Annotated in this window: 21 protein-coding genes; 13 read left to right on the top strand and 8 right to left on the bottom strand. The window is 59.3% G+C overall.

Going from position 1 to position 23,641, the window contains the following annotated elements:
- Positions 1-108: 108 nt before the first annotated feature.
- Complete coding sequence (locus AB4Y35_RS28580) at positions 109-801, bottom strand: TetR/AcrR family transcriptional regulator (RefSeq protein ID WP_368707020.1); 693 nt, start codon at positions 799-801, stop codon at positions 109-111.
- A 383-nt stretch (positions 802-1,184) separates the two neighbouring features.
- On the bottom strand, positions 1,185-3,008 hold the full coding sequence (locus tag AB4Y35_RS28575; RefSeq protein WP_368707019.1) for a sulfatase-like hydrolase/transferase: 1,824 nt from the start codon (positions 3,006-3,008) through the stop codon (positions 1,185-1,187).
- A gap of 657 nt (positions 3,009-3,665) precedes the next feature.
- Here AB4Y35_RS28575 and AB4Y35_RS28570 point away from each other — a divergent pair.
- Entirely contained in the window at positions 3,666-4,751 is a 1,086-nt protein-coding gene (locus AB4Y35_RS28570; protein ID WP_368707018.1) for a porin, read from the top strand.
- 474 nt (positions 4,752-5,225) lie between these two features.
- Here AB4Y35_RS28570 and AB4Y35_RS28565 read toward each other — a convergent pair whose 3' ends face one another.
- Together AB4Y35_RS28565 and AB4Y35_RS28560 are read right to left on the bottom strand one after the other, a co-directional pair.
- Entirely contained in the window at positions 5,226-6,203 is a 978-nt protein-coding gene (locus tag AB4Y35_RS28565; RefSeq protein WP_368707017.1) for a 3-keto-5-aminohexanoate cleavage protein, read from the bottom strand.
- Positions 6,152-6,715 carry a cupin domain-containing protein gene (locus tag AB4Y35_RS28560; RefSeq protein WP_368707016.1) on the bottom strand — a complete coding sequence of 188 codons (564 nt, stop codon included), beginning with the start codon at positions 6,713-6,715 and terminating at the stop codon, positions 6,152-6,154. Before AB4Y35_RS28560 ends, AB4Y35_RS28565 begins: the two co-directional genes overlap by 52 nt.
- 175 nt (positions 6,716-6,890) lie before the next feature.
- Between AB4Y35_RS28560 and AB4Y35_RS28555 the strand changes: the two genes are divergently transcribed.
- Genes AB4Y35_RS28555 through AB4Y35_RS28545 form a run of 3 tightly spaced genes read left to right on the top strand, consistent with a single transcriptional unit; the run spans position 6,891 to position 9,212 of the window.
- Positions 6,891-7,751: an ABC transporter substrate-binding protein gene (locus tag AB4Y35_RS28555; protein ID WP_368707015.1), complete on the top strand. Its 861-nt coding sequence runs from the start codon at positions 6,891-6,893 to the stop codon at positions 7,749-7,751.
- The gene (locus AB4Y35_RS28550; protein WP_368707014.1) at positions 7,748-8,743 is read left to right on the top strand and encodes a fumarylacetoacetate hydrolase family protein; all 996 of its coding nucleotides are present in this window, start codon (positions 7,748-7,750) and stop codon (positions 8,741-8,743) included. Before AB4Y35_RS28555 ends, AB4Y35_RS28550 begins: the two co-directional genes overlap by 4 nt.
- On the top strand, positions 8,736-9,212 hold the full coding sequence (locus AB4Y35_RS28545) for a PaaI family thioesterase (protein ID WP_368707013.1): 477 nt from the start codon (positions 8,736-8,738) through the stop codon (positions 9,210-9,212). Before AB4Y35_RS28550 ends, AB4Y35_RS28545 begins: the two co-directional genes overlap by 8 nt.
- A gap of 78 nt (positions 9,213-9,290) precedes the next feature.
- Here AB4Y35_RS28545 and AB4Y35_RS28540 read toward each other — a convergent pair whose 3' ends face one another.
- Positions 9,291-10,223 carry a LysR family transcriptional regulator gene (locus tag AB4Y35_RS28540; RefSeq protein ID WP_368707012.1) on the bottom strand — a complete coding sequence of 311 codons (933 nt, stop codon included), beginning with the start codon at positions 10,221-10,223 and terminating at the stop codon, positions 9,291-9,293.
- Between the two features lie 112 nt (positions 10,224-10,335).
- Here AB4Y35_RS28540 and AB4Y35_RS28535 point away from each other — a divergent pair, with 112 nt between their 5' ends.
- The 3 genes from AB4Y35_RS28535 (at position 10,336) to AB4Y35_RS28525 (ending at position 13,924) form a co-directional block, all read left to right on the top strand.
- Positions 10,336-11,388: a Rieske 2Fe-2S domain-containing protein gene (locus AB4Y35_RS28535; protein ID WP_368707227.1), complete on the top strand. Its 1,053-nt coding sequence runs from the start codon at positions 10,336-10,338 to the stop codon at positions 11,386-11,388.
- Positions 11,385-12,335: a 2Fe-2S iron-sulfur cluster-binding protein gene (locus AB4Y35_RS28530; protein ID WP_368707011.1), complete on the top strand. Its 951-nt coding sequence runs from the start codon at positions 11,385-11,387 to the stop codon at positions 12,333-12,335. Before AB4Y35_RS28535 ends, AB4Y35_RS28530 begins: the two co-directional genes overlap by 4 nt.
- A 188-nt stretch (positions 12,336-12,523) precedes the next feature.
- On the top strand, positions 12,524-13,924 hold the full coding sequence (locus AB4Y35_RS28525) for a spinster family MFS transporter (protein ID WP_368707010.1): 1,401 nt from the start codon (positions 12,524-12,526) through the stop codon (positions 13,922-13,924).
- A 276-nt stretch (positions 13,925-14,200) separates the two neighbouring features.
- Here the strand turns inward: AB4Y35_RS28525 and AB4Y35_RS28520 are convergent, their stop codons facing one another.
- Together AB4Y35_RS28520 and AB4Y35_RS28515 are read right to left on the bottom strand one after the other, a co-directional pair.
- A complete protein-coding gene (locus AB4Y35_RS28520) occupies positions 14,201-14,569 on the bottom strand; it encodes a Rieske (2Fe-2S) protein (protein ID WP_368707009.1) in 369 nt (122 codons plus the stop codon).
- A 12-nt stretch (positions 14,570-14,581) separates the two neighbouring features.
- Positions 14,582-15,520 (bottom strand): VOC family protein, encoded by a 939-nt coding sequence (locus tag AB4Y35_RS28515; RefSeq protein ID WP_368707008.1) that lies wholly within the window; start codon positions 15,518-15,520, stop codon positions 14,582-14,584.
- A gap of 248 nt (positions 15,521-15,768) precedes the next feature.
- On the opposite strand from AB4Y35_RS28515, the gene AB4Y35_RS28510 reads away from it, so the two are divergent.
- The 3 genes from AB4Y35_RS28510 (at position 15,769) to AB4Y35_RS28500 (ending at position 19,723) form a co-directional block, all read left to right on the top strand.
- Positions 15,769-16,767, top strand: coding sequence for a fumarylacetoacetate hydrolase family protein (locus AB4Y35_RS28510; RefSeq protein ID WP_368707007.1), 999 nt, complete (start codon positions 15,769-15,771; stop codon positions 16,765-16,767).
- A gap of 37 nt (positions 16,768-16,804) precedes the next feature.
- Positions 16,805-17,938 (top strand): FAD-dependent monooxygenase, encoded by a 1,134-nt coding sequence (locus tag AB4Y35_RS28505; protein WP_368707006.1) that lies wholly within the window; start codon positions 16,805-16,807, stop codon positions 17,936-17,938.
- A gap of 240 nt (positions 17,939-18,178) precedes the next feature.
- Positions 18,179-19,723 (top strand): methyl-accepting chemotaxis protein, encoded by a 1,545-nt coding sequence (locus tag AB4Y35_RS28500; RefSeq protein ID WP_368707005.1) that lies wholly within the window; start codon positions 18,179-18,181, stop codon positions 19,721-19,723.
- Between the two features lie 138 nt (positions 19,724-19,861).
- On the opposite strand, the gene AB4Y35_RS28495 is transcribed toward AB4Y35_RS28500, so the two are convergent.
- On the bottom strand, positions 19,862-20,524 hold the full coding sequence (locus AB4Y35_RS28495; RefSeq protein ID WP_368707004.1) for a FadR/GntR family transcriptional regulator: 663 nt from the start codon (positions 20,522-20,524) through the stop codon (positions 19,862-19,864).
- 324 nt (positions 20,525-20,848) lie between these two features.
- Between AB4Y35_RS28495 and AB4Y35_RS28490 the strand changes: the two genes are divergently transcribed.
- The 3 genes from AB4Y35_RS28490 to AB4Y35_RS28480 all read left to right on the top strand — a co-directional run bounded on the left by AB4Y35_RS28490 (position 20,849) and on the right by AB4Y35_RS28480 (position 23,640).
- Complete coding sequence (locus tag AB4Y35_RS28490; RefSeq protein WP_368707003.1) at positions 20,849-21,430, top strand: YceI family protein; 582 nt, start codon at positions 20,849-20,851, stop codon at positions 21,428-21,430.
- Between the two features lie 64 nt (positions 21,431-21,494).
- A complete protein-coding gene (locus AB4Y35_RS28485; RefSeq protein WP_368707002.1) occupies positions 21,495-22,586 on the top strand; it encodes an ornithine cyclodeaminase family protein in 1,092 nt (363 codons plus the stop codon).
- Between the two features lie 43 nt (positions 22,587-22,629).
- A complete protein-coding gene (locus AB4Y35_RS28480) occupies positions 22,630-23,640 on the top strand; it encodes a dihydrodipicolinate synthase family protein (RefSeq protein WP_368707001.1) in 1,011 nt (336 codons plus the stop codon).
- Position 23,641: the final 1 nt, after the last annotated feature.

Here is a 23,641-nt window from a genome sequence, read left to right as displayed (position 1 = left end):
CCGAATTGGCGTTGCTAACACGTATCAAGGCACCGATACGAACTTCCCGTGTTTCGCTTTCCCTCGAAAGTAGGGCACGTGGCCCGGTATCGTAAGCGGGCAGTGAAGTCAGCTCGACGCCACAAAAAGCTTCGACCGCTTTGAGATGGGCGGCGTCTTCTCGCTGACTGGGTTTAACTCAAATTCGGGAGCGGCGACGCCGAGCAACGCATACACGTATCCAACGTGCTCCCTCGCGAACTTCTCGTCCAATGGTGCGTTTTTGAGCAGCAAGCGCATGTAGATCGGAGCGTATAGCAATTCACCCAATACTTCGATGTCTGTTGGTACGGGAATCCGGCTCGTCCGGGTCCACTGTTCGAGCATTTCTCTCACTACCGCGCGCCTTCCATAGTGGAAGCGTTCACGGAGTTCCCTCAAGACCGTTGGATCGCACTGACCTTCTGCCAGAATTTGGGCGACGATGTGCCCAGACCACCCGGCGTATTCGCGAATGAGTGAGAGTAGATGTGCAGCCAATGCGTCACCCGGCGGTATGCCGCGAGGCATCGGCGTTTTCACCACGTGGTGTTCGATAAATGCGTCAATGACGATAAGTGCCTTCGAGCTCCACCAGCGATAGATCGTTGCCTTCCCAACGCCGGCCTCCTTTGCGATCGCCTCGATCGTGATGGCTTGCAACGGTCGCGATTCAAGCAGCCGCAGACTGGCAGCCAGGATCTGGGAGCGGGTTGTCTCGCAACGGGGGCGACCGATACTGCGTCGAGGCGATCCCGCTACAGTTTCAGCTTGTCTCTTCATGAAAAAATGCTTAGGCGTCTAGACGATTGATGGTTCGAGTAGGCATCAAACCACTCCACGCGGTCTACCATCAGCAGCATACAAGATATCGCTGAATTACAATACATTTCGTCTCTAAATTATGAGTTCGATGGTCTGCCGGGTGAAATCCTTTCACGGGTGGAGCTCCGGCTGGGCGGTAGGATTCATCAACCGCCCCACGCGAAAGAATTGCGTGGATGTGGACCAATTTATCCGTGTAATGCGTTGACGGGGCAACGGGTATCACACTGAAGATCGATGACTTATAAGGGGCATGTTGATGCTGACATCCCTATTGTGTTTTCGAGTGTTTGATGACCTCACGCCATCGGGAGTAAAGTCTTCTGGTTGCTCGAAGTGGCTTAGGCCTGCGCGCCGAAATGAAACTGCAGCAGACCATCCCTGAATGGCATACTCGACAGATCGTCATGGCGGACCTCCTGCTGGAGCAGTAGGTTCAGCTTCGCATTCATTTCCATCATCAGGACACCGTGGCGATCGGAGTGCGCCCCCAGGTTGTTCATTTCGTCTGGGTCGTTATAGAGGTCATAGAGTTCAACTTCATTATTCGCTAGGAGGTCTGTAAGCGTCGTTGGTACGTTGAAGTTGGATAGCGCAAAGTACCGGCTGAACCGATAACGGCCGTCAAATACACTGCGAATCGCGCCGCGCTGTTTCAGGTCCGGCTGTAATGCGGCCACGCGCCGACGCATCTCGGCGGCCGAGATGCCGCGGTCGAGCATGGTTTTCACTTCGGCGAGCATCCACTCACTATCGTAGTAGAGCAACATTGCGTAGTTGAACAACGTGGCTTCGCGAATAGCGTCGATCGCGGCTCGTTCGGGTTGAGCCAACAAGTGGGCGAAGCTCGATCCTGTCACTCCGGGCCCGGTAATTCGTGCGCACGACTCCGAAGATGCACCCGTTAACGCGGCGAGTGTTGGAGCGATATCGATGTGCGAGGTAAGCGCCCGACACGATTTCCCGCCGCGGAACGCCGGATGCCTGACGATCATTGGAACGTGGTTCTGCTGTCGATAGGCATTGGCGCCTTTGTCGATCATTTGGTGATAGCCGGCCAGATCACCGTGATCGGACGTGAGAATGACGATGGTTTTGTCGGCGATTCCAAGATTGTCCAGTTCGTCAAGCAGCCGCTCCACATGCTGATCGCAATCGCGAATGCAGTTGAAGTAGTAGTCCTGGTAACATTTCACCGTTGCGTCGTCGAAGCTGATCTTGCCGATCAGTGCTTCGTGCGCCGCGGAGTAGGTCGCGTGCGCTTTCGGCCGGCCGGGGCTGTCGAGCGACTGGCGCCTCGAAGGCGGCAACGCGACCTTATCCCATCGCATGTCATAAAGGCGGGAAGCCGGGGCAGGCCGCGTAGGTAGCAGGCCCGATCCATTCGCCTTGCCCGATGTGGAGGTGTCGAGCCACATGACGTCGTGAGGGTTGACGAGATTGACCGCCATGAACCAGGGCTTCGATGGAAAGGCGTCCCGTGGTTGCTCGCGGAGCCAGCTGATAGCCGCTTGCGCGGTGAGGCCGTCGAAGTTATAGCCCCCACGTGCAGATCCGATGAGATCACCAACGCCGAAGTAATCGTCGAACCCGTACTGCTGCATCGTCTGGTTATATTGGGCGACCGGGGCGTTGTAAGGTACGTTCGATTGTTGCATCGAGCCGCTCAAGTGCCATTTCCCGGCGTAGACCGCCCGATATCCGGCATCTTTCATCATGTGACCAACGGTGCGGATCGACGTCGACATGTCCGGCTGCCACGGCAAGCCGGAGTTGTCGAACACGCCCGTGTGTTGCATGTGCTGGCCCGTGTAGATTGTCGAGCGCGACGGCGAGCAAACACACGCGGCGATCTGATGATTGATAAAACTGATGCCGGTCTTCTTAAGGCGTTCGCGGCCGGGAACGCTGAACGGCCATTCGTCGAAGTAGCGTTCTTGATCAACGAGCACGAAGAGAATGTTGTACCCAGTTGGAAGATCGGCGCGTGTAGGCCGCTGCTCCTGCGTCGACCTGACATCCGGTGTAACGGTGCCGACTGCGGCGACAGGCGCCACAGCTGATGTGACCGCAATCGCCGATGCCTTGAGAAAATTTCGACGCTGTGCGTCGGGCCGGTCACACGCTGCCTCTGTGGAGAGTACGCGCGAATGTGGGTCTGCCATGATCGTCTCCAATCGGTCTGAAGAAAAGCGCGTTTACGAAATCATGCGTTGGGCGAGTTGATGAGCAAAGCCCCCTGTACCGAATGCCACCGGCTGCACGATCGACAGATGGCGAACAGCTCGCAGTGGTCAACGTCCGATGCCGCGCTGCGGGTGTGGATTACCTGTCCAACCGACCGTCTGGTGGCGGCCACTTCGTTTAAGGGCGTTCCCTTCTGCCGTGGCATGCAGCAACCTGCGCACGGGGCCAAAGGCGAACAATAGTATACGAGCCGACTCGTTTTGGTACGTCGGGTTTGTCCTATGGGAAAAACGCCCCTCCAGCGGGGAAATCTGCTTGTTCGGTGAGGCCATTCAGCATAATATGATCCACATCGTATCGTTATTTGCGGAAGCCGGGTGCAATCGAAGGGCTTTCGGCAAGGGTAGACCGAGGAGTGCGGAGCGAGCCGGAAGCCGCAGCGGTCGCTGTTGTTTAACCGCGCCTCGCCCTGCCTGCATGGGTATGTGGTTTGTTCATATTGGGAGGTAATTCACGGGCTAAGCACTCCCTCGCATCCTTAGATCGAGAGGCTTGAGTATCTGAAACAGTAAGTACTACGTAACGCATCCCATATTAAATATCAAAGGGCTGCTACGACAATATTGGAGACGAGTATGTATCGGAGGTGTCGTGTTGAAAAGTCGATTGCGTTGGCAGCGACTCTGCTGTTTTCCGCTGCAGCACACGCGCAGAGCAGCGTCACGTTGTATGGCATTGCGGACGAAGGGCTTCTCTATTTGAACAAGTCTGAGAACCTGGCCACCGGCGGAAACGGAGGGAGTTTCACCGGCGCGGCAGGTAGCGGCATCGCGCCATCGTTGTTCGGACTCAGCGGCACCGAGGATCTCGGAGGTGGCTATAAGGCGGAATTCAAGCTGGAGAGTGGTCTTAACCTTAATACCGGCAGCTTTTCGAACTCGAACGGCAACATGTTTGGCCGCCAAGCCTATGTCGGCGTGAAGGGCGGATTCGGTGAAATCAAGGCTGGTGTTCAGTTCTCGCCCTTCTTCAATTCTGTCATGTTTCTCGACGCTCGCAATTTTGCCGGCTTCGGGAGCATTCTGCCCATCTACGCAAACACGGTCGGCGCCACGGGCGCTTTCAACGCGAACGCGATTTCGTACACGAGCCCTGTGATCGCAGGCTTGCAGGCGAGCGCAATGTTCGCGTTTGGCGGTGTGGCGGGGAACTTTCAGTCCGGTCGGCAATATTCGGCGAACCTGAGCTACGAGTGGAATGGCCTGACGATCAATGCCGCGTGGTACGACGGCAATCCAGGTGGGACCTTCGTTACCGTTCCATCGACGTACGTAGGGTTTCAAGGGCGCCTGCTCGGCGCGCAGTATAAGTTTGGCGCTTTGACGGCCAAAGCGTCGTTCACCAGCTTCAAGGTACAGGGCGGTCCAAGCAACGACGTGTATAGCGGTGGCCTCGATTACTACGTTCTCCCGCAACTCGATCTGAACGGCGGTGTCTGGTTCGTGTCGAACCGGAACGACACTACGAGCCACTCCTTGATGGGTGCGCTTGGAGCTACATACTTCCTGTCGCGCAGAACCGGCCTCTACGCGCAGGTGGGCGTCGTGAACAACCACGGTACTGCGAACCTTGGGCTCTCGCCGAACGCCGCGCCGACGTCGCTGTTTGCTCCTACCGGCACAACAACCGGCGTCAACATCGGGATTCTCCACTTGTTCTGACCTTGAGTACCTAGATCCGGACGTGCTGTTTAGCGCACGTTCGGATTTCCTGTCCTGTTTTCAGCGACGTACACGGGACCGCAATGTTCGCGCTGCCGCGGAGGCGGGGCAAGCGAAGGTCCGGACTGTTTCCGGGACTTCGCACAGCGGTGGCTGTGCTAACGGCAATTGCGCTGGTGTGGTTCCGGCATTGATCGTCGTCCCTGTTCACGACGTTCAGGGTGGTCGCAAAACCGCGAGGCATTTGCGGAAGACGTGTGCCGGTCAGGACAACATCGGTGACGACAGCTGGCGACTCGCAATCCGCAGCCGGCGGTGCTGCTCGCCGGCGACGCGCGGCATCTCGACACGAAGACCAGCGTTCCTGGCGGGCGCGGGATGCTGAGCCAACGTGTGGTCTCCCGAGGGGCTAACTTGGACATAGATCGCCACCAGTCTGACAGTAGCGCTGGTGGTGATCTATGTCCATCGCTACTAGAAGGCCACCTGGTCGGAGCCTTTCAGATCGAGCATCTGTCGCGCTTCGTCGGGCGACGCGATTTCGATGCCGAGTTCGCCGAGAATCCGGCGAATCTTGCGAACCTGGTCGGCGTTGCTTTGCGCAAGCTCCCCGCGGCCGATGTACAGGCTGTCTTCGAGTCCGACGCGGACGTTGCCGCCCATCAGGCTCGCCATCGTTGCGAGCGGCATCTGATGCTTGCCGGCAGCAAGTATCGACCAGTGATAGTCGTTACCGAACAGGCGATCGGCTGTTCGCTTCTGATGCAGTAGGTCCTCGACGTGAGCACCCATGGCGCCGCGCAATCCGAAGACTGTCTGCACAAACAGCGGCGGCTTCACGAGGCCCTTCTCGAGGAAATACTGGAGCGTGTACAGGTGTCCGACGTCATAGCATTCAAATTCAAAGCGCGTTCCGCCTGCTTTTCCGACGTGCTCCAGAATCCACTCGATGTCGTCGTAGGTGTTGCGGAAAATGAGCCCGCGCGTGCCTTTCAGGAAGGGGACCTCCCAGTCGTACTGCCACTCCCGGTCACGCTCGGCCATCTCCGAAAGCACCAGATTGATGGAACCCATGTTCAGCGAACACATCTCCGGTCGAAGTGCTCGGCCCGCGGCCGCGCGCTCCTCGATCGACATATTGGGGCCGCCGCCCCCCGTCGAGATGTTGATGACCGCGTCGGTCGACGCCTTGATGGCGCCGACGAATTGACGGAAGATTTCCGGATCGCCGGACGGGCGACCGTTCTCTGGATTGCGCGCGTGAAGATGGATGATTGAGGCGCCGACTTCGGCTGCCGCAATAGAAGCGGTCGCGATCTCTTCCGGCGTCACCGGGAGATAGCGCGACATCGACGGTGTGTGTGCGCCGCCCGTTACCGCGCAGGTGATGATTGCTTTGCTCACAGCGGTTCTCCTTCGACAAGATCGAGCAGGACGAATGCCATACGGCATGGCTTGCCCGATCGGTTGGCCCAACTGTGGTTGGTGGCGCGCTGGATCAAGACATCGCCGGCGCGCATCAGGGTTTCGCCTTCGTCGAGCAGCGCCCAGATCTCGCCTTCAAGGACGAAGGCATAGTCGAGCGACTCGGTTTTGTGGAACCAGAAGTGTCGGGAGCCGGTCTTGTCCCGCACACCGCTGTCGTCGAGGAACTGCTTGAGTTGGGTCTCGTCGTAGTTCTCGTCGGGCGGGAAATCGACGATGCGCAACAGTGAGCCGCCGTTCGAATGGAATCCGAACGTGTGACCGGCCGGCGCCGGGTCCTCGCCGCTCGCGCGGGCTTCGCCAGTTGCCCAGACCACCTGCGCAAGCGGAAGCCCGGAGCGGTTCGTCCGGTTCGGGGCCGGGCCATCGGATACGAAACAGGATCTCCCTTGAGCGTTGGTGCCTGTGACGATTCGCCGGACCGGCCGATAGTTGTCGACGTCTGCTGGTTGCGTGCTGCCTTGTACCGGTGTCTCCACAATTTCTCCTTTAACGAGTCGAAGCGTATCGTATCGTTAATGAGGTGGGATAGACTGTCAATAGGGAAAAGGCTTAGAGGGAATATGCTAGCTGGCTGGTGCTCGAGCTTGCGCTTGACAAATCGGAACGCTACGTTTTGTAATAGTGGCAATCAACTACTCTTGGTCTGGGCCTGTGGAAACGAAATCGATTCGTGTGATGTGGTTCGTGCCGCCATTGCTTGCAATGGTTGCGAGTCTCGAGGCCCCTGCGGTGGTCGTAGACGGTCGGCGTAACCGCTCCTCAGACGAGCAGTTTGAGGCGCTTGTTGCGGGCGAAGTGGATGCCGTTGTGACATCGATGGACAACGTCATCGGGTGGAACAGACGGCCGGGGCCTGGCGACTTTCGCGTGGTGGCGCAGGTCGAACAGACCACGCCCCTGACCCTGGTGTCCCATCCGAGGCTTCGCCGATTGCATGAATTGCGCGGCTCAAACCTGCTTGTGGACGCGCCTGATAACGGCTTCGTCGTTGCGCTCAGGGCCATGCTGCGAGATGCGGGTCTCGAGTCTGACGCATTCCAGCTTACGCCGGCAGGCGGTGTGAAGGAGCGTTTTGACGCCTTGCTCGCGGGAGTGGGAGACGCGACGCTTCTCGGGCCACCGTTCGATGCGATGGCGATCCAGGCAGGTCTCGAACGCATGATCACTGTGCAGGAACAGTACCCGGCGTTTCCTGGGCAGGGAGTGGTTGTGCGTGCAGGTAGTAGCGCGCGGGCGAGCGTTCAGGGGTGGGTTCGTGCGTTGGAAAAGGCGAGACGGGACGTTCTGCAGAATCCTGAACTTGCACGGCGCGCGGTGACCGGAGCCGGATTGCCCCTGGCCGTCGCCGACACGATGATCGTGCTGAATCCGGTAACCCTGCGGCCGACGCCCGAGGGTATTGCGTTGCTTGTCGCACACCGCAAGTCACTCAATCTCGAAGGCGCGGACAACGACTATTCGACCATCGTCGATGATTCGATGGTGAAGGAACTCATTGGAGGTGAGCAGTGAAACGATATGCACTCGGAACGTTTTCGAAAGGGGATGGCCCCAGGTTTGTCGGATTCGTCATCAACGATCGCGTTGGTCTGCTGGCCGACCTAGCGGAGAGGCACGGCGACCGTACGTTTGCCAGTGCAACCAGTGTGTTAGGGTTGCTTGACCACTGGGCGGCAAGCGAGCCCGCATTGGACCGTCTCGCGAGTTCGGTATCCGGTGAAGAGAGCAACTGGTACGCGCTCTCTGAGCTGAATGTTCATCCGGCTATCGATTTGCCGCGTCAGATCTTCTGCACCGGAGCAAACTATCGTAAGCATGTCGTCGACCTCACGGTTGATGCCAAGGTTGGCCCCGAAGGCCTCGACGAAGCAGGTCTGCGCCGGTGGGCGGAGACCATGATGGACGAGCGCCTCGCGCACGGCGAACCGTATGCATTCACGAAACCGGTCTCGACAGTATCGGGTGCGTTTGATCCGCTCGTGCTTCCTTCGACAACGGACAAGCCGGACTGGGAACTCGAACTGGCAGTCGTAATCGGGCGTGGTGGCTATCAGATATCGCGGGAGCATGCGCTCGACCATGTGGCGGGTTACACGATCGTCAACGATATTTCTGCGCGGGATCTGATTCCCCGTACGGACTACAAGATGCTCGGCACGGACTGGCTCCGTTCGAAAGGGCAACCTGGCTTCCTCCCGCTCGGACCGTACTTTGTCCCGAAGGCGTTCGTGCCGGACCCACATCGTCTGCAAATGCGGCTTACAGTGTCCGGGCAAGTGATGCAGGATGAGACGACGGCCGACATGCTGTTTGGCATCGAACGGCAGATCGAATATATCTCGCGCTATTCACACCTTCTTCCCGGCGACATTATTTGTACTGGCTCGCCGGCCGGCAATGGTACGCATTACAACCGCTTCCTGCGACCTGGTGACGTAATGGAGGCGGAAATCGAGGGCTTGGGCCGCCAATGCCAGATTTGCGTTGCACAACATCATGACTGAGTGGGCTACCATCGAATCGCGTCCCGACAATCCGGATCGTGCTTTCATTCACGAGCTTCTTGAGGCGCAGGCTCGCGACGTCTCGCTCGATATGAACCCGGCGTTGACGTCCCTTCGCGCGAAGCTGTTGGCGGGCAACGCGGGCGCGCTGTCCATTGGCTTCACTGCTCCCGAATACGCGATTCAGGGAAACGGAGTGGTATCAGGAGGAACGTTAGCGTCGATGCTTGATCTCTCAATGGCACTGACGCTGCTTTCGAAGCTCGGGCACGGCCGTACTTGCGCGACCATCAGCCTCACGGTCAACATGATTGAACCCGGGCACATCGGCGGCTTTATCGCAGACGCACGCGTCAAACGCCTCGGTGGACGTGTGGCGTTCCTTGAGGCCGACTTGCGCGATGCGATGGGTTCGCGTTGCGTGGCGAGCGCTACCGCCTCGTTTGCGATATTTGACGTGCGGGCCTGAGGTTTGAATTGTTCAGCCGCGCATCGCTGACGGCATGTCTGGCGCGGAAGGCCTCCCACCGTTGACGGCACGTCGCTGTTAAGTGTCTTCGCCGTCAATGTCGGGATAGCCGTCGAACGTTTCCTTGATCAGTTGACGCAACCAGATGTTGGCGGGATCGTTGTGGAAGCGCGGATGCCAGTGCTGGCGCAGCGCGAAAGGCGGCAACGCCACAGGCGTTGGAACGATCCTCACTGTTCCAAGCTTTGCGAACACATTGGCGAGTTCGAGCGGAACCGTTGCGATCAGGTCTGGCTGTGCGTTGATCAGATGCGGCACGGCAAGAAAGTGCGGAGTGCTGAGGTAGACGTGACGCTTGATGCCGTACTCGTCGAACGCGCTGTCGTATGCTGCACTAGCGCGACCAGTCAGCGAGACGACGATGTGCGGCATGCTCTCGAACTGCGCACGGCTGATCGTCTTGCCTACCGCCTTATTGCGGACACTGACCATTGTCACGAAGGAGTGCAGAAACAATTGCTGCTGAAACAGCCCGTCGGGTGCCGCGTGCACGGAGCCGAGCGCGAGATCAGCTTCTCCCGCCGCGAGCGTTGCTTCGATTAGCTCAAGCGGCATCTGCACTGACCGCACCGTGCAATTCGGTGCGATCTTGCGTAGTCGCTTGATCAGGGGCGGCAGAAAGACGAGTTCGCCCATGTCGGTCATGCTGAGCACGAACGTACGTTGTGCCGTGGCGGGGTCGAAGCTTGCCTGTGAAATGACGCGCTCGCGCAATGCGGCCATCACTTCGGAGACCGTTTGGCCGAGTAGAACGGCCTTCTCCGTCGGCTCCATGCCAGCCGACGTCTTGATGAACAACGGATCTTCGAAGAACGCTCTCAGCCGGTTGAGAGCGTGGCTCATTGCGCCTTGTGATAGCCCGACCTCGGTCGCGGCTCTCGTCACGCTGCGCTCGCGAAGCAGCGCATCGAACAGGACAAGCAGGTTCAGGTCCAGATCGCGGATATGCATTGGGTGCATTCACCAAATTAATGCCATTACATTGACGCATGATTAACGCAACCCTATCGTTGCGTCAAGTGTTCGAGAAAACCAGATAACGAATCAAATCAGGAGACAAATGATGTTCATCAAGAACACGTGGTATGTGGCCGCCTGGTCGCATGAAGTCGAAGGTGAGACGTTGTTCTCCCGCACCATAATCGGCACGCCCGTCTTGCTGTATCGGAAAGAGGACGGTGAGATTGCAGCGCTCGCAGATCGTTGTTGCCATCGCGGCGCGCCGCTGTCCATCGGGCGGCGTGAGGGTGACTGCGTCCGTTGCCTCTACCACGGCCTGAAGTTCGACGGCAACGGCGCATGTGTCGAAGCGCCGGCACAGGCACGAATTCCGCCGCAGGCGAAGGTCAGACAGTTCCCTGTCGTCGAACGTCATCGATGGATCTGGGTCTGGATGGGGGACCCCACGCTGGCTGATCCTTCCACGATTCCAGATACGCACTGGCTCGACGATCCGGAGTGGCGCTCGTTGCCCGGCTACATTCACTACGACGTCAACTATCTGCTCATTTGCGACAACCTGCTGGACTTCTCTCATCTGCCATACGTACATCCGACAACGCTCGGGGGCAGTGAGGATTACGCCACTGTTCAGCCCAAAGTCGAGCGAGCAAAGGATGGCGTGCGTATCACGCGCTGGACCATCAATACCGATCCGCCGGCATTCGCGGCTGCGGTACGGGATTGGGACGGTAAGGTGGACCGCTGGAATATCTACGATTTCACGATTCCGGCAATTCTGCGAATGGACTCTGGCATGGCGCCGACGGGAACGGGCGCACAGGAAGGCGTTCGCGTTGGTGCGATGGAGTTTCGCGGTTGTCAGGCCTTGACGCCCGAAACCGAGAATTCGACTCACTACTTCTTCGCTCATCCGCACAACTTCGCAATCGATCAGCCGGAAGTCACACGATCGATTCATCAGTCCATCGTCAATGCTTTTGACGAAGACCGCGAAATGATTACGGCCCAGCAACGTAATCTCACGCTCGACCCCAACTTCAAGATGATGGCCTTTGGCATCGACGCGGCCCTCTCACAGTTTCGCTGGGTTGTGGACAAGCGGTTGGAAGAGGAGGGCGCCGCGGTCGGCGAGAGAACCGGGGAAACCGCGTGATCAACGTGAGGGTTGCACAGATCGTCGAGGTCGCCGAGGGCATCATCGACATCGAACTGCGCAGAACGGACGGTCTGGCGCTTCCTTCGTTCGAGCCAGGTGCGCATGTGGATGTGCATCTGCCTGACGGGATGGTGCGTCAGTATTCGCTCCGTAACGATGCGCACGATACGTCTCACTATCGGCTTGGTGTCGGCCGTAGTGTGAAGTCGCGGGGTGGCTCGGCGTGGCTGCACGAGATGTTACGAAGTGGCGATACGCTGCGCATCAGCGAACCCCGCGTGCTCTTCGGGCTCGCGCCGGAAGCGCCGCGTCATCGCTTCGTCGCGGGCGGTATCGGTATCACGCCGATCCTGAGCATGATCCAGTGGTGCCATCGACACAAACTGCAGTGGCAACTGAGCTACTGCGTGCGTTCCAGGGCGCACGCAGCTTATCTGGACGTACTCGGCGCAATGGGGGGCGACGTGCGTCTGTACATCGATGATGAGGTGGCGTCGCCTCACGATATCGGCGGCATGCTCGCTGGCATGGACCCCGCCGAACACATCTACTGTTGCGGACCGGGTGGACTCATGGATGCAGTCGGCTCGCACGCCGTTGAACGTGGTATCTCCCCGGACCGTGTTCATTTCGAGCGATTTGCCGCACCAGCCGTCGATCGCGTGAACGCTGCTGATGCAGCCTTCACCGTCGTGCTCGCAAAAAGCGGCGCGAGCTGCAAGGTTGCAGCTAGTGAATCGATCCTCGAGGCGCTCGAGCGCAACGGCTTCAATCTCCCGTTTTCGTGTCGCGAAGGGCTATGCCGAACCTGTGAAGTGGGCATCGTATCGGGAGAGGCTGAGCATCGCGACTACGTGCTGAGCGACGAAGAGCGGCGCGAAGGGCGTTCGCTCATCGCTTGTGTATCAAGGGCAGCGACTGAGGAAATCGTCATCGACCTGTGACGCAACGGCGGGCTAATCCTTATTTCTGACACGCCGCGCCGACGGCTCCTGTCACGGCACTGGTATCGCTGCATCCGCGATAGACGCAAACGACGTGTAGGCGGGTTGGCGGGTTGGCGGTGCGCCAGGGCGCTCCTCGCCGCACGCTGGTTCCCACATCAATTTCAATGCATACAACCGGGAAAGCAATGTCTTCTCCTCCCATTCGAACATCGAGCCACTACGCCTGGCTCTTGGTCTTTGTACTCTTCTGCGCAAGCGTGGTGTCGTACCTGGACCGGAACATACTTTCGCTGTTCGTCGGTCCGATCAGAAGCGAGCTCGCCCTTTCGGACGTTCAAATTAGTCTGTTGCAAGGCCTCGCGTTTGCCCTCTTCTACGCCGTAATGGGATTGCCGTTCGGGCGGCTCGTGGACAGGCGATCGCGCAAGAACATCGTCGCGATCGGCATAGTGCTGTGGAGCTTCATGACAATCTGCTGCGGTTTGAGCACAAACTTCTGGCAGCTGTTTTTCGCGCGGATGGGTGTGGGCATCGGCGAGGCCTGCCTCGCGCCCGCAGCGTTCTCGATGATTGCCGATTCCTTTCCGCGGCAGCAGCGGGGTCGTGCGATCGCAGCGTACAACATGTCCAATTTCATGGGCGTCGGCGCTTCCCTCGTGTTTGGGGGGCTTGTCATCTCGATGCTCGCGAAGGTCAGGGAAATGGGTTGGCTGGATCTGTCCAGCATCCAGACCTGGCGGCTGGTATTCGTCATTTCCGCGCTACCCGGATTGTTGATTTCGTTCTTCGTCTTTGCGCTCAAGGAGCCACAGCGGCGTGAAGTCATGCATTCGCCCGCTGATTCAACGACGCGGGAGGTGAGACTGTTGCCATACCTTCGCCGCCATAAGGGGGCGTTCGCCAGTGTCTTTCTCGTCTATATGCTCACGGCAATGGTCGGGTACATCATCGTCGCCTGGGCGCCTTCGTTCTATATGCGACATTTCGGCATGCCTGCGGCGAGCGTTGGTCTCACGATGGGTGCTATGACGATTGCAACTGGCGTAAGTGGGTGCCTGCTCGGTGGCGTCGTCAGTGACAAACTGGCCGCTGGTGGGACGGTCGGTGGCCGATTCCGCATTCCCCTCGTCTGGTGGCCGCTCGGCGTTGTCGCTATCGTTGGGATGACCCAGGTTGCGAATGTCACTGTGAGTTTTGCTTGCCTCGGGCTGTTGACGTTCTCAAGCGCCCTCGCGTTTTCAAGCGCGCAAGCCGTGATTCAGGATGTAGTGCCTAATCAAATCCGAGGCCAGGCCACAGCACTGTATTTCATCTTCGTCGGAATCATTGGCTTGTCGATGGGACCCACCGCAGTCGCGCTCGTTACGGAACACGTGCTTGGGGACAGCAAGCTTCTCGGCAATTCGCTTGTGATTGTAGTCGTCCCGATCGCTTTCGTTGGATTCGTGGCATGCGTTGCCGGCCAGCGTAGTTATCAGAAGGCGAAGCGAGAAATGGCCGATGCACTCGCGACCAACTTTGGCGATTCCGCTAGCTCCACGGACAGGTTAGATGTCGGGCAGCCTCGCGCAGCAGAGCAAGCCTGAACGACCTCTATCCGCAATGGACGCGTGACGCCCGGTCAGATTGGAGGGCGCGTTCGCATTCGGGCAGAGGACTGGCACCACAACTTCAGCGCACGGGTCTAGGCTTAGGTTGACGCGGTTGTACCAGATGGGCGCAGCGTCAAACGCAAATCTGTTTGCGGTGGATATTGGAGTACGCCGCAACCTTCAGGCGGAGCGGCTCGTGATGTATAGGTGAATTTCGGGTAGCGATGGTGGGGCTGCCGCCCCACCGTCCCCTGTAGCGCGGTGACTGGGCTACTGCGAATCCGGCTGCCAGTACGCGCTGACATACAGACCGTTGTCTACCCGCAGCGGAATAGGCACGAGCCGCTGACCTGTGCAGGGCCCGGAAATGCATAGTCCGGTGTCGAGCGTAAATTGAGCGCCGTGTCCGTGGCAGACGATACGGCTAGCGGCGCGGTCAAGGTACGCATCTCGCCGCCAGGGGAGTGAGGCGCCGGGCCAGTGCGGGCACGAGTTTCGGTATGCGCGCAGCAGTTCGGGCGTGCGGATAACGAAAAAATCGTCGATGCCGCGCTTCTGCAAATCGAAACCGCGTGCGCCGTTCAGAGGCAAGGCGTTCAGTTCGCAGAGACGAATCCACAGTTCGGCGGCATCAGGCATGGTCAACCGCGTTTAGGCTTTCGGAGCCGGCGGTCCACCCGGCGCCCATGTATCGCGGCGCTGGAACAGGAATTCCTGCGAATTCTCCGCCATTGCCGGTGCTACGCGCGGCACCCACGAATCGTCGAGTTGGTCCATGTCCGCGTCGTATTCGATGTGGCAACCCATCGGGCTATTGAAGTACCAGAACCAGTTGGACCCGAATCGGTGACGGCCGGGGCCCCAGAACGATTCGTAGCCCTTTGCCGCAAACGCGTATCCCGCGCGCAGCACGTCGGACGGTCCGCTCATATGGAACGTGAAGTGTTCGCAGCCCTGCATGAAAGCAGGCGTCTGGATGAAGAACAGGGTGTGGTGATCCAGCGTGCCCTGCGGACGCAGGAACGGCCCCATGCCGGTGAAACGGTCGTTCACGCGGAATCCGAGCCGATTGACGTAGAAAGCCTCTGCCTTGTCGGTGTCGGGCACGAAGTAGACAACGTGCGAAAGCGTGAGCGGCAAAGGGGGCGGTTCGTCGCGATTGGCCGATGTGCCCGTAACGTTAAGGCCGCGGCGAGCATCGCCGGGCGCGTTAATCAGTTCGGGCGAATGTACCGCTACGCGCCGGACGGAGACCTGGAAGCCGAGGACAAACCCCATGTCGTCAACGGCTTCGATTGAGCCGTCGTCGAGGAACCGGACTTCGCGATCCTTGCCCAGTTCGCGCGCGATTTCGTCGATCGCTGCCTGGTCGGCGACACCGTAGATCGTCTTACGCAACTGGTTGGCCGTAGGTAGCGTCCAGGCGGGGAGCGTCGGGTCATCCTTGTGGCGAATGATGACACCCGTGCCGTCGACGGCCTCGAATGTGCCGTCGCCGGTTGGCTTCAGGCCGTAGTCCACAAGAAACGTCGAGCAGCTTTCGACGTCATCAACGCCAAAAACAAGAGTGTCGGGTCCAAGGATTCTCACAGTAACTGTCCTGTCGGTAAGAGAAGAATGCGTGTCGCTAAATACGATACGGTGTGGGCCATAATATTCTTCTTACCTGCCGCGAAGCAAGCCCAATTCGCATTCAATACGAGCGATTCTGCATGAGGAAAAACCCTCACTAACAAGACGAGGCGTATCGTATATATAATCGATCGCATCCCTAACGCGGATGCACATTACCGCTGCCCATCAGCGGGCTGCGCATCCCCACACACTGGAGCCAAAGAATGAAGCTGGGACGAATTGCTGTGAACGGGCCGGACGGAGACGTTCCCCGCCTCGTGCTGGTCTTGCCGGAAGAGGGGCGTGTTATCGATCTGAAGCGTGCGTCGACCCTGGCGCTGGAGAAGCAAGGCGCCACGGCAGAAGCAGCGCGTCGGCTTTCGGAGGCGCTGTTTCCTGGGAGCATGTCGGCGGCAATAGGCCTCGGTGACCGCTTTCTCGATGCAGCACGACGCGCGGACCGCGAACGCCCTGACGAAGCATCGCTCCCGATCTCCGAAGTGAAGTGGCTGCCGGCCAGCGACCCGTCGGTGGTCCGGGATGGCCTGACGTTCATCGGGCACATCAAAGGCTTTCACGAGAAGATCGGACACAAGCCGCACGACAGCCTGCTGAAGGTTCCGGGCTACTTCAAGGGGACGCCGCATACCGTGATCGGCCACGATGCGGATGTGCCGTGGCCCGGCTACATCGAGCGGATGGACTACGAACTCGAACTGGGTTACGTAATCGGCCGACGCGGCGGCAATCTGAAACCGGAAAACGCGCGACCGTACCTTTTCGGAATCACGGTGTTCAACGACTTCAGCGCGCGGGATCGACAGTCGATCGAAATGCCGATCCAGATGGGGCCGACGAAGTGCAAGGACTTTGCCTATGGGATCGGACCGTGGATTACGACGATCGACGAATTTGCGGATCTCGACGCGATTCCGATGGAAGTCAGGGTCAACGGGGAAACGTGGGGCAAGGGCACGAGTGCGAACAAGCTGTGGACGGTGGACGAACTGATTGCCTGGGCTAGCCTCGGCGAGGTGCTCGAGCCGGGCGATGTGATCGGCTCGGGGACGATGGGTGGCGGCTCGGCTCTGGAGCTCGATCGCAAGCTGGCTCCCGGCGACGTGGTCGAACTGGAGGTAGGCGGCATCGGCGTTCTGCGTAACCGTATGGGCCAGCCGCAGACGGGCCTGTGGTGGCCGGAGGAACGCGCGCCGTTTATGTGACCCAGCGCGAATAAAATTACTTCAAGGAGACACAGTCATGGCTACTCAATACAAAGTCCTGATCGTTGGGGGCGGGATCGGTGGCATGACCCTCGCGCACGGTCTCGCACGCGCCGGTATGGACGTGCGAGTCGTCGAGAGCAGCCACCGTACGGATCAACAGGGCACAGGTATATCGCTGCTCGGAAACGCATTGCGCGCGCTCGATCGCGTTGGTCTTGCCGACAGTTGCATCGCAGCCGGCTCGGGATGGGACACGGTCAGCGTTCACAATGACGCGGGTGAAGTGCAGAACGTGCAGCGCCCGCCGCGCACTTTCCGGCCGGATGCGTCAGGTGCGATGGGCATCATGCGGCCGAAGCTTGCGGAAGTGCTCGAGGGACACGCTCTGGCAAGCGGCGCGCGCATCGACTATCGAACGACGGTTGAGGACTTTGAGCAGCACACGAATGGTGTCTCGTACCGTCTCTCGAACGGTGATACGGGGCATTGCGACTTGCTCGTCGCGGCCGATGGTACTTACTCGAAGACCCGAGCGAAGGCGTTCGGAGAGCAGTACCGCCCAGCTTACGCCGGGCAGGGCGCGTGGCGCTTTACCGTCGAGCGTCCTGCAGGCTTCGACGGCTTTATGCTTTACAAGCATAAGGACGGTCGCGCCGTTGGTGCGCTCCCGCTCTCGGACACGCTGTGCTACTACTTTTTTCTCGAGAATGCGGACGTGCACGTCCACATGCCGCAGGAGAGGCTCAGCGAGATGTTTCGTGAGCGTCTCAACGGTTTCTCTGCGCCGGACCTGCGCGCAGTAAGCGATCTTTGCGACGGCACGCGGTACCTCAGCTATCGCCCGTTCGATATTCTCTTCATGCCGCAGCCGTGGTATCGGGGTCGTGTTGCTCTTCTCGGCGACGCCGCGCATTCCGTTACACCGCAGTTGACTTCGGGCGGTGGCATGGCGATCGAAGACGCGGTCGTTCTTACGGAGGAGCTGAGCCGGCATTCGACCGTGGACGCTGCACTATCGGCGTATGTCGAGCGACGCTGGGACCGTGCGAAACGTGTTTTCGATATCTCTCTCGCTATCTGCGAAGCGGAGAAGAATCCTGCTTCGGATGGACGAAGGGCGGTCGAACTTTTGTTCGAAGGCTACGGCGTACTTGCGCAGCCATTCTGAGTGACGTCAGGGTACTGCTCATAGTTAGACTCGCCGCGGGGTGGCAGGGCCGATTGAGGCCCCGCGGCGCAGTCGCGTTCCAAGTTGCTGAGTTTCGCCGATTCCTTTATCGCGGACAGACATCTTCCTCGTGGCGACGCGACACAGGACATTGCGAGCAGATTTTCCGCGTTTCAGATCTAGAAATGTTGGGGAGGGTCGGTGGAGAGTTGCCTTCATTGATCAGGACTACAACTTATTATGAATATCCATTCTCTAAAAATCGGAACGCGACTGACTGCAGGTTTTGGAATCGTGCTCATCCTCAGTGGCATCGCAATCTACGTAGGATTCTCCGGCCTCAACGATCAACGTCGTAGCGCGGACTATGCGACATCCGACGTCTACGCCGCTCTGGCGACAGTCCATGCCGACGCGCTGCTTGATCTCGACAGTGCGCGGCTGGTTCGCAATTTGATTCTACGGACGGACGCAAAGGCGATTGCCGGCGATCTCACAAAGCTCGAGCAGATCAAAGAGAAGTCCGATGAACTGATGGCCCGTCTCGGTCGAATGGTCGATACGGAAGAAGGAAAGCGGCTATACCACAATGTTGCTCTCGCACGAGGGAGATACGGTGTCCATATTGGCAAGGTCATCGAGCTTGCGATGCAGGATAGAAAGGCTGAAGCCACAGCCATTCTGTATGGGCCAGACGCCGACTTGCAGGAGGCCTATCTCACTGCACAACGAGCGCTAGCCGCATATATGGAGTCGCGCATGGCGGCGGCGCGTGCGCAAATTGTCGAAGTCTCTGAGCACAGCGCGCTGTGGCTTCTCGTATGTGGTTTCATTGCACTCGCAGCTGGCGCTGGACTCGCCTGGTACGTGACACGATCGATTGTTCGCCCACTTTCAGATGCGGTGCGAGTATCGGAAGCTGTCGGGACTGGTGACCTCACAACCGTGGTATCGACTCGATACAGCGACGAGCCGGCGCAGGTCATCCGCGCACTTGGAAACATGAGTGAGAATCTCGTTCAGCTTGTCAGCGCGGTGCGTGCCGGTTCGGATCAGATCTCGATCGCGTCGAAAGAAATTGCGGTGGGGAACATGGACCTGTCCTCACGAACAGAGCAACAAGCGGCCTCGCTTGAGGAAACCGCAGCGAGCATGACGCAGCTGACGCAAACCGTTCGTCAGAACGCCGACAACGCGCGCCAGGCAAACAGTCTCGCCGTCAACGCAAGTGATCTCGCTGAATCAGGAAACGCGGCGGTTCAGGGCATGCTGCAGACGATTGAAAAGATCAGTGGTAGCTCGAACAAAATCTCGGATATAACTGGTGTCATCGAAGGAATCGCATTCCAGACGAACATCCTGGCGCTGAATGCCGCTGTTGAAGCCGCCCGGGCCGGAGAGCAGGGCCGCGGATTTGCCGTGGTAGCGGCCGAAGTGCGCAGCCTGGCTCAACGTTCGGCCGCGGCAGCCAGGGAGATCAAGGACTTGATTGGCTCGTCAGTTTCAATGATCAAGCTCGGCGAGGAGCAAGCCGCGAACGTGGGACTCGCGGTCGGTCAGGTCAAAGTGGCGATCGGCGACGTTTCGGCAATCGTTGGCGAGATTACGACTGCGTCTGAAGAACAGGCGGAGGGCGTGGAGCAAATCACCCACGCCGTAACCAGTATGGACGGGATGACGCAACGAAATGCCGCTTTGGTCGAGCAGGCGTCGGCGGCCGTACATGCACTCCTCGAACAGGTCACCCAGCTCAATGCCTCTGTTGCTGTATTCAGGATCGGCTAGCCCCGGCGAGAAGACGAGGACGACCAGCGACTGAGGTTGACGCGCTCCCCAACCAAGCGGAGCAAAAAAGGTCTTATCAGTTGTGAAGCCACGGTGGCGACGCATAGACGGTCATGCGTTGTGTGTGTCGCCGTTCGCTCAGCGTGCTCCGAACAGCCGGATTCGGACCGACTGCAAATGCTCGCGCATCAGGTGCTCGGCCTTGCCCGGGTTATGCGCGCGAATGGCATCCACGAGCAACCGATGCTCACCGTCGGTATCGTGTCGGGGACCGGTCTGCGCGGCGAAAACTTCCTCCATTCGCACGTCGAGATTGACGCGAACCTGTACGCGCATTGTGTCGTACAGCATCAGTAGAAGGGTGTTGTGCGTCGCTTCCGCGATGGTGCGGTGCAGGTGCTCGTCGAGCCGCTTCCACGGGACGAATGGACCGGTGGCGGCCATCTCTGAGAGGCACTGATCCATCGCGGCAATATCTGCGGATGTGGCATGAACTGCAGCCTGTGCGGCCAACTGCGGCTCCAGCACGAGCCTTGCCTCAATGATGTCGTCGACGCTGATCGACGATGACCACGATTCGTCGTCCGGCTTCACGTGCCTCGGACCGATGAATGTGCCTTTGCCAACGTGGCGCCAGATGAGCCCTTCGTCCTCCAGCCGCTTGAGCACTGTGCGTAGCCGTCCTCGGGACACACCCAACGCTTCGCTGAGCTTCGGCTCGGGGGGCAGGCGCACATCGCCGCTGCTCGCTACGTGACCTTCGATGTATTCGCGAAGCCGAAGAACATCGTCATCAATCAAGTTTGCTTGTCCCGACATCTTCAACGACCTCCCGCCGAGGGGTCTTCCTGTTCATGGGTTTAAGGGGGGTCTCCAGCGCCATCGCGTCGGGACGGTGCAGTTGAGACCTATCGATTGATTGGCAATTTCGTCGAATTGAACGCATCAATGATCTCATCATTATGCATCATGTCTCCCGGTCACGCGAATGATGCGCCAATTGTGGCGTTAATGGTGCATCAATGTAAAAAATGATGTGTGATAAAGCTTGCATTGATTCGGTTGCGGCGTGTAGCATCAACCTCAAGACAAACGGCCCCGACTAGCGGGGCATGGAGAAATCGCATGTGGAGCAACTTCTTGCGCGGATTGCGCTCGGGCGCGGCGATCGTGGAGTCGGCGCCGGCTGCCGCTTCGACGGACTGGACGATTGAACCCGCGCATACCCATATCGGCTTTACGGTTCGGCACTTGGGATTGACGCGTACTCCTGGAATCTTTCGGCGCTTCACTGCGGGTCTTGTCTTCGACGAGAAGCGCGTGGAAGCGTCGCGAGTGTCGTTTGAAGTTGAGGCCGCGTCGATCGATACCGCTTTCGATATGCGTGACGAACACCTTCGCGGCGCAGACTGGTTCGATGTGCAGACATATCCGACGATTGCCTTCGTTTCGCGCTCGGTGCGGCACGTGGAAGGGCGCCGATACGTGATCGACGGCGATCTCACCATACGTGGCATTACTCGTTCGACCTCGTTCGATGCGACTCTGATCGATCGTGCGCTTAACCCGTGGACGCAGAGCCCGGTCATCGGATTCGAGGCGACGGGGAGCATCAGCCGTGCAGCGTACGGAATGGATGCAATCCCGCACGCACTGTCCGACGACGTGCAGTTGACGATCGCGACCGAGGTTTCCCCGCAGGCCTGACCGCACTCTGCGTTATAGGACAGGCGGCTGGATCGCTTCCAGACCTCGCGATCGAATCGACGCCTTGCTCCAACGCTTTTCCACTCTCTATGTACCAACGGGGTTGCGCAGCGATCGGCGGCCCCCCCAAGATGGATTGAGACACTTACCCATGAGCACTAATCCGTTTGCCCCCGTGTTTGTCTCCAGCGATGCTGCTAGCGCAGTGTTCGACTGGTCTGATGCAGTCCGCGCCATTCAGTCCGCGTACGCGCGCCCGATTCCACCCAAATCGACGCCGCCCCGGACCGTTGCCGTCGCCGGCAAGACCTGGCTGCGCACGCTGCCGGCTGTTCCGGTCGGCGGTCGCTACTACGGCGCGAAGGTGATGGGTATGGCCATGGGTTCGGCTGCACCGGGGGTTGAATACGTGATCGTCCTTTTTGACCAGGAGACGAGTCGCATAGCGGCGTTCGTCGACGGCAATCTCGTGACGGGTTTTCGCACCGCGGCTACCTCTGCTGCAGCGCTCGACCGACTTGCGCCGGAGGGGCCGGCACGTCTCGCCGTGCTCGGCAGCGGTCTGGAAGCGTCGATGCATACGCGTGCCATCGCGAGTGTGCGCGAACTGACTGAGGTCGTCGTCTACAGCCCGACGCCTGAGCGTCGCAGCGCTTTCGCCGAAGCCGTCACGCGCGATCTGGGTGTCTCGGCGCGCGGTATCGCATCGGCACAGGAGGCCGTGGCTGGGGCTGACCTTGTGCTAGCGGCGGCTCGTTCCCGCGATGAGCAGCCCATTCTCTTCGGCGACTGGCTCAAGCCAGGCGCAACCGTCGTGTCGATTGGCTCGACGATTCCCGAGCAACGTGAAATCGATGTGTCGGTCGTCGGGCGCAGCGATCTCATCGTGTGCGACATGCTCGAAGAGGTGCTGGAGGAGACCGGCGACATGCTTGCGGCGCAAAAAGCCGGCATTGCGTTTCACGACAAGTCCTTCAGCCTTGCCGACCTTATGGGCGGCGCGATCGATGATCGTCTGAAAGACGCGCGCAATCGTATGTACAAGTCGGTGGGCGGCGGCCTGCAGGACATCGTCGTAGCCGAACTGATTCTCACAAAGGCGCTTGAGGCGGGCCTCGCCACGCCGCTGCCGATCGAATTCGAAACCAAGCGCTAAAGCGCACGGGATTCCATACCAACGCAGACGAAAGGAGCACTGCATGGCTCGCTACACCAAAAATGAAGCTCGCGACTGGGCGCGCGAACATCTCGTTGGCGTCGCCAACGTCACGATTCCGACAATGACGTCGGACTTCAAGCGGATCAACGAAAAGGCCGTTCGCCACGACGTCGAACTGGCCATCGAGCATGGATTCGTCGGTTCGTTGTCTTGCTCGGAAGTCGCCATCACGCAGGCGCAGTACGGGGAGTTCTGCGAGATCATGGCGGAGCAGGCCGCGGGACGCCTCGTGATCGTGCACCACGCCGTGTTCAACACGCTCGAGGACAACATTGAGGCGGTTAGGCTGGCAGAGGCCGCCGGCGCGGATCTCGTGCTGCTCGGCTATCCCCCGTTTTTCTACCCGAAGTCGTACGACGAGGTGTTCGAGTACACGAAGGCCATCTGTGCCGCAACGAATCTCGGCGTGATGGTCTTTCCGTTGCCGGCGTGGGGTTTCTCGCGCCTGCACCCGGCTGACATTCCGGTGCCGGTGCTGCGTCGCATGGTCGACGAGATTCCGAACGTCGTCGCGATCAAGGCGGAGGGCGGCTTGCCGTACATCATGTCGGCAATCGAGGTGCATCGTGAGTTTCATGAGGAAGTCGTCATCTCGTCGCCGCTCGAATATGAATATGTGCCTCTCGCGCAGGTGATGGATATCCCGTTTTGCGGCACCAACTACTCGTCCTACTACGGGCCGCTTCTGCCGCGCATTCACAAGCTGATTCGCGCCGGCGAGTACGACCAGGCCACGCAGCTCTGGTACCAGATGGACCCCGCCCGTAAGGCCTTCGCGAGCCTGCCGATGGCGGCCAACGGCCTGCTGAATCGCATGATGTGGAAATACCAGGGCTGGCTGCAGGGCTACAACGGTGGTCCCATGCCGCATCCGACGCAGCGTGTCTACCAGCGCGACATGATGGTGTTGCGCAAGGGCCTCGAAGCGGCAGGCCTGAACCCGACCCGAGATCTCGACGAGGCCTTCTTCATCGGCCGTAACCCCGTTTGAA

Origin of the sequence: Paraburkholderia sp. EG286A (assembly GCF_040965375.1) — a bacterium.
Classification (GTDB): Bacteria; Pseudomonadota; Gammaproteobacteria; order Burkholderiales; family Burkholderiaceae; genus Paraburkholderia.
Note: the sequence above shows the minus strand (reverse complement) of the source record. Positions and strands in the feature narration are given on the sequence as shown.